Annotated in this window: 10 protein-coding genes; 9 read left to right on the top strand and 1 reads right to left on the bottom strand. The window is 41.4% G+C overall.

The features are described 5' to 3' along the window. Window positions 1–36: 36 nt before the first annotated feature. Window positions 37–825 (bottom strand): 5'/3'-nucleotidase SurE, encoded by a 789-nt coding sequence (gene surE, locus AC1WHX_RS04245; protein ID WP_302544748.1) that lies wholly within the window; start codon window positions 823–825, stop codon window positions 37–39. Window positions 826–1,117: 292 nt separating this feature from the next. Between surE and AC1WHX_RS04250 the strand changes: the two genes are divergently transcribed. The 9 genes from AC1WHX_RS04250 to AC1WHX_RS04290 all read left to right on the top strand — a co-directional run bounded on the left by AC1WHX_RS04250 (window position 1,118) and on the right by AC1WHX_RS04290 (window position 16,373). Beyond that, window positions 1,118–1,882, top strand: a complete 765-nt coding sequence (locus tag AC1WHX_RS04250; protein ID WP_022390364.1) for a ParA family protein — start codon at window positions 1,118–1,120, stop codon at window positions 1,880–1,882. Window positions 1,883–1,933: 51 nt separating this feature from the next. Further along, window positions 1,934–2,821: a ParB/RepB/Spo0J family partition protein gene (locus AC1WHX_RS04255; RefSeq protein ID WP_009319610.1), complete on the top strand. Its 888-nt coding sequence runs from the start codon at window positions 1,934–1,936 to the stop codon at window positions 2,819–2,821. Between the two features lie 76 nt (window positions 2,822–2,897). Continuing rightward, window positions 2,898–3,542 (top strand): DUF5683 domain-containing protein, encoded by a 645-nt coding sequence (locus tag AC1WHX_RS04260; RefSeq protein WP_278584205.1) that lies wholly within the window; start codon window positions 2,898–2,900, stop codon window positions 3,540–3,542. Between the two features lie 16 nt (window positions 3,543–3,558). Further along, window positions 3,559–5,160 carry a LysM peptidoglycan-binding domain-containing protein gene (locus tag AC1WHX_RS04265; RefSeq protein WP_278584203.1) on the top strand — a complete coding sequence of 534 codons (1,602 nt, stop codon included), beginning with the start codon at window positions 3,559–3,561 and terminating at the stop codon, window positions 5,158–5,160. Window positions 5,161–5,253: 93 nt separating this feature from the next. After that, the gene (locus AC1WHX_RS04270; RefSeq protein ID WP_278584202.1) at window positions 5,254–6,918 is read left to right on the top strand and encodes a pectinesterase family protein; all 1,665 of its coding nucleotides are present in this window, start codon (window positions 5,254–5,256) and stop codon (window positions 6,916–6,918) included. 21 nt (window positions 6,919–6,939) lie between these two features. Beyond that, window positions 6,940–10,359 (top strand): pectinesterase family protein, encoded by a 3,420-nt coding sequence (locus tag AC1WHX_RS04275; protein WP_122337510.1) that lies wholly within the window; start codon window positions 6,940–6,942, stop codon window positions 10,357–10,359. A gap of 203 nt (window positions 10,360–10,562) precedes the next feature. Next, window positions 10,563–13,211 carry a DUF4957 domain-containing protein gene (locus AC1WHX_RS04280; RefSeq protein WP_009319615.1) on the top strand — a complete coding sequence of 883 codons (2,649 nt, stop codon included), beginning with the start codon at window positions 10,563–10,565 and terminating at the stop codon, window positions 13,209–13,211. A 33-nt stretch (window positions 13,212–13,244) separates the two neighbouring features. After that, window positions 13,245–15,107: a GDSL-type esterase/lipase family protein gene (locus AC1WHX_RS04285; protein ID WP_303116950.1), complete on the top strand. Its 1,863-nt coding sequence runs from the start codon at window positions 13,245–13,247 to the stop codon at window positions 15,105–15,107. A 48-nt stretch (window positions 15,108–15,155) separates the two neighbouring features. Next, complete coding sequence (locus AC1WHX_RS04290) at window positions 15,156–16,373, top strand: glycoside hydrolase family 88/105 protein (RefSeq protein ID WP_009319617.1); 1,218 nt, start codon at window positions 15,156–15,158, stop codon at window positions 16,371–16,373. Window positions 16,374–16,741 lie beyond the last annotated feature (368 nt).

Below are 16,741 nucleotides of genomic sequence, written 5' to 3' on the forward strand. Positions count from 1 at the left end.
ATATGCACAACTTTTTAAACATAAATCTTTTATAATTTAATTCCGCCAATAGGTAAGATCATTTATTTCCGGAATGGCGGAATAGGCTGTTTGATCACAAGTGCATGGAACTATCGAGATATAACCGTGAGCAAGTGCCCATTCGTCAGTATCTTCATTCTCGGGTTCTAAATTCATAAAACGGCCGGTCAGCCAATAGTAATCTTTCCCGTGCGGATCGATACGGTGGTCGTATTCTTCGGTCCAGTAGCCTTGAGCCTGGCGGCAGATGCGTGCACCTTTCGGACGAGGAATTGCCGGAATATTGATGTTTAAACAGACCGAAGGCGGAAGCCCTTTTTCCAAGACTTTTTTACAACTTTCCCTTACGATTTCCCGGCAGGGCGAAAAATCTGCATCCGGTTCGTGACTGGTAAGAGAGAAACCGATAGAGGGGATTCCGATTATACAGCCTTCCAGAGCAGCTCCCATCGTTCCCGAGTAAACAATGCTGACGCCAGAGTTCGAACCGTGATTGATTCCGGATAATAAAAGGTCAGGCTGGCGGTCGAACAGTTGATTCATAGAAAGTTTTACACAATCGACCGGTGTGCCGTTTGTCCGGTAAAAAGATATGTTCCTGTAATGTTCGATCAAATTGAGCCTTAGAGGAATGCCGACAGATAGTGCGCTCGATTGGCTGGAACGGGGACTATCCGGTGCTACGACTACGATGTCGCCCAAATCTTCTATCATTTTTGCCAGTTCGTGAACGCCTTTTGCTTCTATTCCGTCATCATTCGTTACTAAAATAAGCGGTCTTTTTTCTGTGGCTGGGACTTTCATATATATTTTAATTGTCAGGTTCTTTGTATGCAAATGTACAAAATAAACATTTTTCAGACCGCTTTTTTTAACGTGTAGTTTATTCGAGTGCTAAATTAATTGAAAGGCACAGTAGTATCCGTCAAATTTATTTATCTTTGTCACGATGAGTGAGCACTTTACGTATATTCGGAATCTTATTGATGTTATTAACAATAAAGCCGACTTATCAACAATCGGGACATTTTTTTGTGTGCTGATAAATAGCAGAACATAAAAAACGGTTACTTTGCTCCCGATAAAATTTTGTGTTATGGGTAAAGTTATTGCTATTGCCAATCAAAAGGGAGGAGTGGGGAAAACCACTACTTCGATCAATTTGGCCGCATCATTAGCCGCGTTGGACAAAAAAGTTCTCGTGATCGATGCCGACCCACAGGCAAATGCTTCTTCAGGACTCGGGGTAGATCCTCGTACGGTTTCTGTATCGATTTATGAATGTCTGATCGGCGGAAATTCTTTGCGTGAGGCGATTGTCGGATCTTGTGTTTCAGGATTGGACATCGTGTGTTCGAGAATCGATCTTGTCGGTGCAGAATTGGAACTCTTGAATGTAGAAAACCGAGAGCGAGTGTTGTCACGGTTACTGGATGAGGTCAAGCGGGAATATGATTATGTTTTGATAGACTGCTCTCCGTCGTTGGGTTTGATAACCGTTAATTCTTTAACCGCTGCGGATTCGGTTATTATTCCGGTTCAGGCCGAATATTTTGCGTTGGAAGGAATTAGTAAATTATTGAACACAATTAAGATTATCAAATCCAAATTGAATCCGGCTTTGGAAATAGAGGGCTTTTTGCTGACTATGTACGATGCTCGGCTGAGACTTGCCAATCAAATTTATGAAGAGCTGAAAAAGCATTTCAGGGATATGGTGTTTACTACCGTTATTCAGCGGAATATCCGGTTGAGCGAAGCTCCCAGTCATGGGATTCCGGCGATATTGTACGATCCGGATTCTCGCGGAAGTATTAACCACATGCAACTGGCAAAAGAGTTGATCGAAAGAGAGAGTTGATTTTATAAGATAAACCTGTCTTGCCCGGCAGGTATAAAAGGGCGACATACTATGGCTACATTTAAAAGAAACGCTTTGGGGCGTGGACTCGACGCACTTATTACGATGGATGAGGTGAAAACGGAAGGGTCTTCGTCGATAAATGAAATAGAAATTTCAAAAATAAAGCCGAATCCGGATCAACCCAGACGGGAATTTGATCAGGAAGCGTTGTCGGAATTGGCTACATCTATTCGGGAGTTGGGCATTATACAGCCGATATCTTTACGTCAGATATCGGACGGAACTTATCAGATCATTGCCGGGGAGCGTCGTTACAGGGCTTCTATTATGGCCGGTCTTAAAACCATTCCGGCTTATGTGCGTACCGCAGAGGATGAGACGATGATGGAGATGGCGCTGATAGAAAATATTCAACGGGAAGATTTGAATTCTATCGAAATCGCATTGACGTTTCAGAAATTGATCGAACAGTATAATCTGACTCAAGAACGGTTGAGCGACCGGGTAGGTAAAAAAAGGACGACTATCGCTAATTATCTGCGTTTGTTGAAACTGCCGGCCGAAATTCAAATGGGGCTGAAGAACAAATTGCTGGATATGGGACATGCGCGGGCTTTGCTGTCGATCGATGACCCTGCACTTCAATTGAAAGTGTATGAACTGATACAAGAGAACGGTTATTCTGTGCGTAAAGTCGAAGAAATCGTGAAAAGTCTTTCCGAAGGACATTCGATAGAAGAGGCGAAGAAGCCGAAAGTCCCTTCTCGCCCTACTTCGCGTGAAGAATATGATATTCTGAAAAAACACCTTTCTTCATTTTTTAATACAAAAGTTCAGTTTACCTGTAACGATGAAGGAAAAGGACGGATTAGTATTCCTTTTAAAAATGAGGAGGAGTTGGAACGTTTGATCGCTATCTTTGATAAACTGAAATAGTATTTTGACAGGGATATATTACATATGCAGACATAAAATACTGGGGATCTTTTTAACTATATGTCTTTTAATCCCGATGTCGGCTGTCCCGGTATCGGCTCAAGTACAGACAGAAGTTTCTACCGGAAAAGATTCTCTTTATGTCATCGGAACAGAGAGGTCTGTCGATGTTGTCGATACTACCGGATTGGAGGTCGACCGTAGAGATAGTGTCGTGTTCAATCCCGATCCGATGAAAGCCGTTTGGTTATCGGCATTAGTTCCGGGTCTGGGACAGATTTATAACCGGAGATATTGGAAATTACCGATTGTAATAGGCGGGTTTATGGGATTAACGTATGCCGTCTCTTGGAATGGCCGATATTATACCGATTATTCTCAGGCATATCGAGATGTCATGGATAGTGATCCGACTACCGATAGTTATATAAATTTTCTTCCGTATAACCGGCGTAATGATAAAGCATGGATCGAATCGAATACCGAGTGGCTGAAAAGTGCGATGAAACGAAAGAAAGATTTTTACCGTCGTAATCGGGATTTATGTATCATATCTATGATCGGGGTTTATGTCGTGGCCATGATCGATGCTTATGTCGATGCTCAATTATATCATTTTGATATTACGCCTGATGTTTCGATGCATTTGCTTCCGGCTGTAATGGAGCCTACGCCATTTTCGAGTACCTCATTGGGGTTGCAATGTGCGATAACTTTTTAAAAAAAATGAATTGATTATGCAGAAAATAGTGCTTATATTTCTTTTTTCGGTTTTGCTATTCCCTGTTTGGGGAACGATAGACGACCCTCAGAAAATCAAAACGGCTAAAGACACGATTTCAGATCAGGAAATCGTTTTGCCGGAAAGCCTTGAAGCTGATGTCGATAGTCTTCTGTCCAGTTGGTTTTTAAAGAAATATGCCATAATCGATGAAAATTGCATAAGAAGCAGTGTTAATATAGATTATCCGGACTCTGTTTATATTCAGCGTTTGGCGGCTTTACCTACTGTTATAGAAATGCCGTATAATCAGGTTGTAAAAAGTTATATAACTCTTTATACCGAGAAGCGTCGTGAATTGGTAGAAACGATGATCGGTCTGAGTGCCTATTATTTTCCTATTTTCGAACAAGCTCTTGAAAAAGCCGGATTGCCTCTTGAATTGAAATATCTGCCGATCATCGAATCGGCTTTGCGTCCGGATGCTGTTTCCCGTGCAGGAGCTACCGGGTTATGGCAGTTTATGATCGGTACGGCAAAGCCTTTAGGTCTTGAAGTAAATAGCTTGATCGACGAACGTCGAGATCCTGTTCGTTCGTCAGAGACAGCCGTACGATATTTAAAAGAATTGTACAATATTTATCAAGACTGGCCTCTTGCCATAGCCTCCTATAATTGTGGTCCGGGAAATGTAAATAAAGCGATCCGCCGTTCGGGTGGCAAAAAAGACTATTGGGAAATTTATAATTACCTGCCGAAAGAAACCCGGGGCTATGTACCTGCGTTTATTGCGGCTAATTATGTGATGCATTATTACCAAGAACATAATATTTGTCCGGTTCTTACCGACCTGCCCTTGACGACTGACACGATACAGATCAGCGATCGTATTCATTTGAAGCAGATTGCTGATGTTTTGGAGATTCCTATGGACCTATTACGAGGGCTTAATCCGCAATATCGAAAAGATATTATTCCGGGAGATACCCGTTTGAGAACGTTGTGTCTGCCTGCGCAGCAGGCTTACGCTTTTATCGATGCGAAAGATTCTATCGTCAATTATCAATCTGAGATATATGGTCGGCGAACAACTGTCGAACCTGCAGGTTATTATGCTTCGACCGGAGGCGGCAGTTGGGTATATCATCGTGTAAGAAAAGGAGAGTCCCTTTCTGTTATCGCCAATCGTTATGGTGTTTCTGTCCGGAATCTTCGCAATTGGAATCATTTAAAGAATAATAATATCATAGCCGGGCGAAGACTGAAAGTTTATCGTGCCGAACTCGCTCGGAAAACTCCTTCTAAAAAAGTCGAGAAACCGGATAGTATAACTGTCATGTCTAAAGATTCGACTTTTATTGCACAATCTACGAAAGAAGTAAAAAACGAAACTGCCGTTATTTCTCCGGTTTCGAGTAGGAAGAATATTTCGACGGCACGTAATCCGCGCAATCCTGCCTATGATCGTTATCATTATCATAAGGTCACTCGGGGAGAGAGTTTATGGACTATTTCGCAACGTTTCCCGGGTGTTACTACTAATTTGTTGAAAAAAATAAATAATTTGCATTCATCCTCCTTGAAGGTCGGTCAGATCCTTAAAATTCCGGAAGTTTGATTCTGTGGAAAAATTTCCACAATTTGTGTCAAAAAATACTCTTTTGAATAGGATTGTGCGTCTTATTTTTGTGACATGATAAAATGTCTATAAATGAAGAACACATCCTACTATATCTTATTTACATTATTTACGTGCATTTTTTGTTCGTTCGATGTCGAGCGCATTCCTGTCATTTATATGATCGGAGACTCGACAATGGCCGATAAACCTCTTTCGGGTGGGAATCCTGAACGAGGCTGGGGACAAATGTTCTCCGGATTTTTGACTCCGGATATTCATGTCGATAACAGAGCTTTGAATGGACGCAGTACGCGGAGTTTCAGGAATGAAGGACATTGGGAGCTCGTGCGGAAAAAGCTTCGTAAAGGGGATTATGTGTTTATTCAATTTGGGCATAATGATCAAAAAGCCGATACTGCCCGTCATTCGGATGCGGAAACCGACTATAAGATAAATTTAGGGAAATATATAGATGAGACCCGAAAAGTCGGTGCAATACCGATACTTTTTACGCCTATTGTCCGTAGGAAGTTTAACCCGGACGGTACATTAGCAGATACACATGGGAAATATACCGATGCGGTAAGAGCTGTTGCTAAGGAAAAACAAGTTTTATTAATCGATTTAAATAAAATGTCTGCCAGTTTGCTGGAACGGTATGGACAGGAAAAATCTACTTCTCTTTTTGTCTGGGTCGAGCCGGGAATTTATGCAGCATTGCCTGAAGGGAAACAAGACAATACTCATCTTAATGTGAAAGGTGCGAGGTTAATTGCCCGTATGGTCGCCGAGTCTATAAAAGAGACTATTCCTGCTCTTGCTTCTCATATCGTGATGTATGATTACGTTGTAGCCAAAGATGGTAGCGGAGATTTTTTTACTATACAAGAAGCTATTGATGCAGTACCTGATTTCAGGAAAAAAGGGCGTACGACGATCTATATACGGGAAGGCGTTTATAAAGAAAAGGTTATTTTGCCGGAGAGTAAAATAAATGTTTCATTTATGGGAGAGTCCCGAACTAAGACTATTTTGACTTATGATGATTATGCTTCTAAAATGAATGTATTCGGAGAGGAGATGTCTACTTCGGGTTCTGCTTCATTTTATGTTTACGCTCCGGATTTTATAGCTGAGAATATGACTTTCGAGAATAGTGCAGGGCCTGTTGGACAGGCTGTTGCCGTTTTTGTGAGCGGAGATCGTTCTATATTCCGGAATTGTCGTTTTCTGGGCTTTCAGGATACTCTTTATACTTATGATAAAGATAGCCGGCAATATTACGAAGGCTGCTATATCGAAGGAACGGTCGATTTTATTTTCGGAAAATCTACTGCGTGGTTCGAGAACTGTACAATTCACAGTAAACGTTCAGAAGGGTATCTTACTGCAGCGGCGACTCCGGCAGGAAAGGCATACGGGTATGTTTTCCATAATTGCCGGTTGACGGCAGATCACTCTGTCGAAAATGTTTATTTGGGGCGTCCTTGGCGTCCTTTTGCCCGGACTTTGTTTATTGAATGTGATATGGGTAGCCATATTTCTCCTGAAGGGTGGCATAATTGGAGGAAACCCGATGCTGAAAAGACAACTTTTTATGGCGAGTATAAAAGTCGGGGTGAGGGTGGAAATTGTGAAGGTCGGGTTAGCTGGTCGCATCAGCTTACGAATAAAGAGGCGGATCAGATAACTTTAAGAAATATATTGGGTGGAAACGATGAGTGGTATCCTCAGATAATAGGAACAGTTAAATAGTATAAATATAAAATTATAACCATGAAACAGATGATGAAACGATTCGGATTTTTATTTCTTTTATGTTTGTCGGTGATCGGTTCGATCCGTGCAGAAGAGAAACTTTTGTATTCTACGACATTTCAAGATTGGGAATCTTCTTCTGCAAGCGATGATGCAGTCGTTGTACCTGCAAAGACTCATTTTTCGAACGAGGATTTTTCTTTTTCTTTGTCTCAGGTAGTTGTTTCTCCGACAGGAACAGATTCTAAATTTACCAGTTCTTATGTGACTCCCGGTTATATTCGGGCAGAAAAAAAGGATAATTCTGCTATCGAAATTTCTGCTTTGGAGTCGGTTACGAAGATCGAATTTGTAGAAGCTGCTACCGGAAATGATCGGGGATTGGGTGTGCAGATAAAGTATGAAGGTCAGTCTGAGTGGGAAACGATTTTCGATACGCCATTGGACGGAACATACTATTATGATTCTAATAACGAGAAATATAAAGATACACAGGGACATTTGGTCTCTATTTCCATTCCGGAAGAAAAACAAAAGAATGTATCTATCCGCTTTTATAATTTGAATGGTTCTCAATATGCATTCCTGCTTAGTCTCGACATTTATGGCGATTATGTTTCTACGGCCGAACAGGTAACGTTGAGTACAAAAACGAATATCGAAGGTGCGGGGAATATATCTGTTTTTCCGGTATCGGAGACTTATGATATAAATTCGACGGTAAAAATTTCTGCAGAGGCGGCTTTTGGATATGAATTCGTAAACTGGACGGATGATGATGGCGGTGCGGTATTGGGAAGCGATCCGGAGTTGGAACTTGTTTTAAATACCGATCGGAAAATAACCGCTAATTTCAATAAACTGACTTTGTATAAGCTGACTGTTTCTGTCAACGGTTCTCGGTGGGGTAGAATCTCTTTTTCTCCTGAGGCAGAGGATAATTTTTATCCGGAAGGAACTATCGTGACGCTTTCAGTGGTAGATAACCCTGTGACGATATTCGGAGGCTGGAGCGATGGTCAGACAGAAAAAGTTCGTACTGTTCAGATAACCGGGAATGTAGAGCTTTCAGCGAATTTCGATCAAAAGGACTTTATTGTAGGCTGGGATTTTAATGATGCTGCCAGTGCTGAAAAAAGAAAAGAGATTCCCGCACCGTTCTATTCTGAATCTACGAATCAGGGGTTGCTTTCGGCTTATGAACCGACCGGAGCATCGGTAAATTGGTTATACCATGCTGCAGAATACACTCCGGCACATGCAAATGCTCGGCTTTGGACGACAGATTTCAGTTCCCGGCGTTATTTTCAGGCTCAGTTTTCGACTAAAGGATATACGAATATAGAGGTTACATCGCTGATGTCCGGAAGTTATCAAGTATATTCTAAGCAAAAAATGCAGTATTCGTTAGATAATAAAAATTTTAAAGACCTTGTGACGATAGATCTTTCTTCGGTTTACGGACAGTCGTTGTGGGAAGATTGTATCGGAAAACTTCCTGTTGAAGCGGAGGATCAATCTATGGTTTATATTCGTTGGATTGCTGATGAAACAAGCACGATATTGGGTTCGGGGAATGATGGTACGACTTTGGCTAATGTATTCGTGTTTGCCGATCCTAAGAATGAATATGATCCGGAAGCTCCCGTATTGGCTTCGTCAGTTCCGGCTGAGGGTTCTTCTTCAGCTTCTGCGAATGGAGCATTAATTCTGAACTTTAACAAAAAAATAAAAGCCGGTACGGGAGATGTCGTATTGAACGGAATCTCTTTAGTCCCTGAATATGGATCTACGTCTGTTACTTTGCCTTATACGAAATTAGCGTACGATACCCCTTATTCTGTCGATATTCCGGCCGGTTTTGTAACCAATGTATCGGGGATACCTAATGAAGCGTTCTCAGTAACGTTTACGACAATGAGTCGTCCCGACCCGATCGCAAAAGTTTTTGATGTCGTAGTAGCACAGGACGGTTCAGGTGATTATACGTCTGTAAAAGAAGCAATCGATGCCGCACCTTCCGACCGTACATCTCCGTGGTTGATTTATATTAAAGCGGGAAAATATCAAGGCCATCTTGAAATTGCAAAACCGTATATTCATCTGATCGGGGAGGATGCGGAGAGTGTTATTATTTCGGACGACCGAGTCAGCGGGGATAATGATTTGGGCAAGCCTGTCTATTCTCCAACTGACGGGGCTACCGTATATGTCACCGGAGATAATTTTTATGCGACGGGCATTTCGTTTGAAAACGAATACGGAATAACTGCGCAGGACGGACCTCAAGCCCTTGCTCTGTGTACTTATAGTGACCGGGCTATCTTGAATAGATGTAAGTTGAGAAGCTATCAGGATACTTACCTTACTTCGAATAAAACGGGGAGACGTCATTTCTTGAACGAATGTTTTATCGAAGGTGCTGTCGATTATATTTATGGAGCCGGGGATGTATTCTTTAATAAATGTACATTGTATAATACCCGTAAATCGGGAGGATATATCGTTGCACCGAATCATAAGAAGGAAGAAAAGTGGGGCTATGTCTTTGATCATTGCGTTATCGACGGAAATGCTGATGTCGAAGGGCTTTATTTCGGCAGACCTTGGCACGATTCGCCTAAGACGGTATTTTTATATACTACATGCAAAGTCCCTGTTTATGCAAAAGGCTGGTATTTTACGATGGGAGGTATTCCGGAAATATGGGCAGACTATAAAACCGTAGATGCATACGGAGATCCGGTCGATGTGTCATTGCGTAATGATTATTATTATTATTATGAAGGAGAAACAATTATAGATGAATCTACCGGACAACCGAAAAAAGATGAGAACGGAGTAACCATGAAGGAGAATAAGATTGAAGGTTACGCCAAAAATTCGCTGACTGATGAAGAGGCTGCAGCTTATACGATCGAAAATGTAATGAGTGGAAGTGATGATTGGGATCCGGCGATTATGACGGAGAGTGTCGAAGCACCGTCCGGTTTGAAGATAGAAGGTAAGACGTTAAGTTGGGAAGCTTCGAAGTATGTCATCTGTTATGTCGTAAAAAAGAATGGATCTACGATAGGTTTTGTAAAGGCAGATGCGGCGGAGTTGGTATATGAGGATGAGCTGATGCAGTCCGGTGATGAATATACAGTTCAGGGAGTGAGTGAATATGGTATGTTGAGCGAATTGTCGGAAGTTGTTAAGGCTGATGTATCCGGGATAGAAACTCTTGATTTACCGGATTACATTGCTTATCGAAACGGTGATGAGATCGTGGTTAGAAATATTCCGGAATCGGCGACAGTAAGCGCTTATTCTTTAACGGGTACAGTCTTGGCACGGGAAAAAGTATCGGAAGGTACTTTCCGGATAAGCACTGTTCAGCCTTGTATTATTCGTATCGTTTCAGAAAAAAAGACAAGTGTGTTCAAAATGTTGTGATAGCATTTATTAATTATTAATGTGTGTATTTGAGATGAAAGTCCGGAAAGAATCTATACTTCCGGACTTTTATTTTTTAGAAAGTTTTATAGAAGAGGAATAACAGGAACAAGGAATAACAATAAATGCACCTATTCTGTTGATTCCTACACATTGTTAAGTGCTGGTCATGTATATCTTTGTATCATTAAAGTTTATTGCAAATGAAAAACATATCTATCTGTATTATAATCTCGATACTTTCGTTGGTTTGTGTGCAGGCGCAAACGCCGGCATTTCCCGGAGCAGAGGGGCACGGTCGTTATACGACCGGAGGACGAGGCGGAACTGTTTATCATGTGACTACGCTTGAAGATACCGGATTGAAGGGAAGTTTGCGTTATGCTGTTGTGCAGAAAGGAGCGAGAACAATCGTTTTTGATGTTGCCGGGACTATTTTTCTGAAAAGTACGTTGAAGATAGCGAATGACGATATTACTATTGCCGGACAAACAGCTCCCGGACAAGGTATTTGTATCGCAGGTTGGCCGGTATCCGTGTCGGCGAATAATGTTATTATCCGTTATGTGCGTTTCCGTATGGGAAATGAGAGTGGAACAGAGGAAGATGCTTTAGGCGGATGGGGAAAAAAGAATATCATTGTTGATCACTGTTCTATCAGTTGGTCTGTAGATGAGTGCTGTTCGTTGTACGGGTCTGATAACTTGACTTTACAATGGTGCATTATTTCAGAAAGCCTGCGGACGGCAGGACATGAAAAAGGCACGCATGGATATGGAGGTAACTGGGGTGGTGCTAAGGCCTCTTATCATCATAACTTATTGGCGCATCATGACAGCAGAGCTCCTCGTTTAGGTCCGAAAGCGGGAACTCAGACACGAGAATATATGGATTTGAGGAATAATGTAATTTATAACTGGTCGGGTAATGGTTGTTATGGTGGTGAGGGAATGAAAATAAATATCGTAAATAATTATTATAAGCCCGGACCGGCAACAAAAAGTGCGGCAACTTCTGCTAAGGTGCGGTATCGGATTGCCGGAATCGGCATTCGTACGGAAAGCTATGTTTCTAAATACCCTGATTTTGCTCCCATGAAACATGTTTGGGGGAAATATTATGTCGACGGAAATGTTGTCGAAGGTTATTCGGACGTAACGAAAGATAATTGGACGAAAGGTATTTATGAACAGATCGACAATAATTCTTGTGACGGATTATATACTCAGGTTACAAAAGACACCATTAAATTAGATACTCCTTTGGAAACGGATGTTGTAACTACTCATACGGCAACTCAGGCATTGGGGCGTGTTTTATTGTATGCGGGATGCTCTCTTGCAAGGGATGAAGTGGATGCCCGCATAGTGAGGGAGACGGAGTACGGGATAACGACTTATACCGGAAGCGTTTCTGCGGATGCGAAAAGTAAACCGGGATTAATAGATTTACCAGATGATGTTAAACCGGAAGGGGCGACAAGTGCATGGCCGGAGTTATCGGACGGAGGAGTAACAGAAGCGGAATTGATAGATACGGACGGTGATGGGATTCCCGATGTATGGGAAGAGGCTCACGGATTGAATAAAAATAATGCGGCAGACGGAAAGATTGTTAACTCTGAGGGTTATACGAATCTTGAAGTGTATATGAACAGCCTTGTTGCAGAGATTACCGAGAATCAAAATAAAGTTGTAGATTATACGCCTATTGTCCCGACTTCTTTGGAGACATTGTTGAAGAATGCTTCTGCCGGAGATGTGCTGGAAGTGACAAGCGAGGTTATAGGAAAGGAGTTGACGGTAGATAAAAATATCACGATAAAGGCTAAATCGGGCTTGATAGAACCTCCGGTGTTGGAAAAGGTGACTTTTAAAATTAAAAATGGAGCAAGTATTGCTTTAGATGGTCTTATTTTATTTTATGATCGTACCGATGAAGAACCGACTGACAGCAAATATCTGATCAGCGTCACGGGGGAAGCTCAGACGATTCCGGAAATTTCGTTTAGAAATTGCGAAATTTACGGATATGGGCGTGGTGCTGTTCGGGCTGATGACAAGACGAATATTGCCGTAATCGGTAAGCTGGAAGTCGATAATTCGGTCTTTCATGATATGTGTAAGGCAAGCCCCAATTATTCTGTTTTGGGATTTGCTAAAGCTGAGCTTTCGGAAACGGAATTGACAAATAGCTCGTTTTTTAATTGTTCGGGGGGAGTTTTTGTAAATGGGGGGGCTGTACCTCTGAATTTCAAAATGAGCAACGTGACGATTTTGGATTGCGGGACGGATGCGGATGAGACTCAGACCGGAAATGCGGCAAGAGCGTCTAATGAGATTATTGCTACCGGGGCTTGTACCGGTTCTGTTTATAGATTGGAGAATTGTATAATTTCAGGATTTGAAACGAAAAAAGTCGTATTGAATGATGAGGCGTATATCCAAAATTGCCTGATTGAGAATGAGGTAACCGGTGACTTGAAAATCAATACGCGGATTAATGCTTCTGTCATTTCGAAAGACTATGATTCTTATATTTTGACTACTGACTATTTTGTCGGGGATGAAGTGGGTGATTCTCGATGGACATTGAAATCTTCGGAGACGGGAGGTCTTATTTCGGATTTGGAACAGAATAGCGATATGAGAGTTTGTGTTTCGGGAAATCGGATTCATTTTGCGGGTATATCGGGTAATGTTACGGTAGATGTATTTGCAATAAACGGGAGCGCTGTTCTGAAAAAAACGGGAGACGGAGAAAGTGTTTCGTTTGAATTGCCTTCGGGTTTTTATGTTTTGCGTGTGGTTTCGGGCAAACAAGTAAATGTATTTCGTGTGAGTGTAAGGTAAAAAGATTGTTTTAGGTTTATTGTGTTTTTGATTATGAGGTTTTTGGGATCGGTAATACTGTTTTTGTTTTTTACGTTTTCCGTACATGCGAAGGTAAAGATAATTACTATCGGGGATTCTACGATGGCTGAATATGATCCTTCAACTACCGAAAAGGTGGGTTGGGGGCAAACATTATCTATGTTCGTCTTGTCGGATGCCGCTACGGTAATTGATGATGCCCGAAGCGGTCGGAGTAGTAAATCTTTTATTTCGGAAGGATTATGGGATGCTTCGAAAGCAAAAATATCTCCGGGAGATTATGTTTTGATACAGTTCGGCCATAATGATGAGAAGACAAATGTGGAAGGAACCGGTTCTACTATTCCCGAGTTTAAATCGAATTTGAAAATGTTCGTGTCCGAGACAAAGGCTGCCGGGGGAGTACCCGTATTGTTTACCCCTGTTGTAAGATGTAATTTTTCCGGAAATAAGATCTCGGAGACCGGGCGGCATATAACGGCAGACGGAGATTATGCCGCTGCTGTTCGTGAGGTTGCTGCAGAAACCGGAACTCCTGTCGTCGATCATACCGAGTTGACAAGAGTTTTAGTGGAAGAATATGGCGAGACGAAAGCCCTTTCAGAATTATATGCCTCCGGAGACAGAACGCATACTAAGATGAATGGCGCTATTGTTTTTGCCCGATTAGCGGCTGAGGAATTGTTAAGACAGAACATTTTGTCGGATTGTCTTTCTGTTGCTCCGTCTTTAATGGTCAGCCCGTCATCGGAGTGTGATTTCGGAATGGTTTATGTCGGTTCTTCATCGGAGTATCTTTTTTCTGTCAGCGGTTCGTCTCTTGATCCGGCTAACGGTTCGGTGACGATAACTGTTACTGAAGGATATGAAGTTTCTTTGATAAAGGAGGGGGATTATACTTCTTTTTTGAGGTTGCCTTATGAAAACGGAGAGTTGGCTTATACTTCTTTTTATGTACGTTTTGTCCCTGGTATAGCGGGAGATATAACCGGAACTTTGGCTTTGACTACCGGAGCGATGAAAAAAGAGATACTCCTTTCCGGAACGGGATTGGATGCATCGACCGGAGTGCGGTCGGAAGTCGTTTGGAAACTGGATGGAGACGAGCAATCCGTTGTATCCGGACCAATAGAGGCTCTTCCCGAAAGCTGGAGCAATATGTCCGTTTCGGATTATAACCGTGTGGGTGGTATTTCGGAAAAATCTCAACGAAACTTGATTTTGGGAGGATCATGGCCTAAAGAAGAGGATGAGGTCGCAGATCGTTATATTCAGTTCGGAATTTCTATACCGGAAGGAAAAACGTTTACCGTAGATAATATCAGTTTCGTTATTGCCGGTTCGGGAGGAAATGGTATGTGCTATCGGGCGCGTTATTTCAAATCTTCCGATATTTCGGCTGTAATGACATTGAGTGAGCAGAAAAATATGTCGAACGGGGTCTTGAACGAAATTTCGGTCAATCCGATGTTGAAGTTATCTGCTGGAGAGATTCTTTATATACGTATATATCCTTGGTATTCTTCTGTGGCAAATGGGAAAACGATTTGCTTGAAGGATGTCAAGATTTCCGGCTTGAGCAAGGATATGAGCCCTTCGAATATTTTGGCAGAGCAATTGTCCCCGGAGATAAGGATCGATAAAACTGCATTTCGGGATAGTCTGACGCTTACTTATATATTAAAGAATAGAACCCGGACAAAAATTTCATTGATCTCTGCTTCCGGGCAGCTTGTACGTTCTTGGGATCGGGGTGTTCAGAGTGCCGGAATGTACAATTGGAGCATAGGCGGTTCGATGCTGAATAAGGGAACTTATTTTATTTCTTTGCTAACAGAGCAGGGAAGAAAGACGTTGAAAGTCTTGAAAAAGTAGAGGAATATTTTTATTTATCAGTCGAAGTAATTTTAAAACGCTAATTATATGAAACAAACCTTGAAAGACCTGACGAGAAAGTCCGTATTTTTGTCGATGATGTTATTGGCTTGTTCTGGAATTTTCGCTAAATCGAAAACAAAATGGGCAGTGAATCCCGAACTTCCGATGTCGGTAAGGATGTGTCAGTCTGAGATTATTCGTAATCCGGAGGGATGGATGCTCGATTTCTCTACAAAATTGAAATGGAATTATTGTCATGGACTTGAATGTCAGGCGTTTTTGGATGTTTATGACCGCTATGGAGGAGATTATCTTTATAAATATGTAAAACAGTTTGCCGATACGATGATCAACGAGAATGGTCGGATATATGGCTATAAAAAGACAAATTATAATCTGGATCATGTAAATTCGGGAAAGATTTTGTTCAGACTATATGAACGGGAAAAAGATCCGCGTTATAAAATCGCAATGGATACATTGCGGGCACAGTTGGCTTCCCAGCCTCGTACTTCGGACGGAGGATTTTGGCATAAAAAAATATATCCGTATCAAATGTGGCTCGATGGAATTTATATGGGATCACCTTTTTATGCTCAATATGCCGCAACATTTAATGAACCGGAAGATTTTGCAGATGTTGTAAGTCAGTTTTTGATCATTGCGAAACATACGTATGATAAGAAAACCGGTCTTTATCGTCATGCATGGGACGAGATAAAGGCATTGCCTTGGTCTGACTTAAAAACCGGGCAAGCTCCGCATGTTTGGGGTAGGGCATTAGGCTGGTATATGATGGCTATTGTAGATGCTTTGGATTTTATTCCGGAAAATCAACCGGGCAGGGATAAAATGATTTTGATTCTAAATGATCTTGTGAAAATATTGCCGAAATATCAGGATCAACGTACGGGAGCTTGGTATCAGGTCGTAGATATGCCGGAAAGGGAAGGTAATTATTTGGAAATGTCTTGTACGCCTATGTATGCTTATGCGATTGCTAAAGGTGTGCGTAAAGGATATTTGCCTGAAAAAAGTTTGTCGATCGCTCAAAAGGCTTATCAGGGTATTTTGGATAATTTTATAGTAGTAGATGATAAAGGTATCGTCTCTTTGACTCGTATTTGCGGTGTCGCCGGGTTAGGAGGAAGAAAACCTTATCGAGACGGTTCGTTTGACTATTATGTGAATGAAATCGTTAGGGATAATGATCCTAAAGGTGTCGCACCTTTTATTATGCTCTGTCTTGAAATGGAGAGATAAGTGTGGAATGCTTTTATTTGTGTTGATTAAATAAACCAAAAGGGCCGTTCTGTTGTTGTTAATGGAGTCGGCCTTTGGTGTATATTAAAAGTCCTGATTAGAGTTTATTCAAGAAAGGATAAGATTGATTTTCAGAAAATTCGAGGCTGTTTAAGGTGGAAGGGTAATAACCCATATTAAATTAAAATAATCTTAATGGCTTGAAAATCGACTTGTTACTATTAGGATAGGCTGTTAAAAAATATTTCTATAAAATTTAAACAGACTTTAAATTCAATTTATAAAAATAAAGTCGTATTTTTGCAAAGAACTGTTACTAAAAACGATTTTACAATATTTATTCATTCTAAAATCAACAAGTTATGGAC

This window comes from Coprobacter sp., assembly GCF_982436375.1.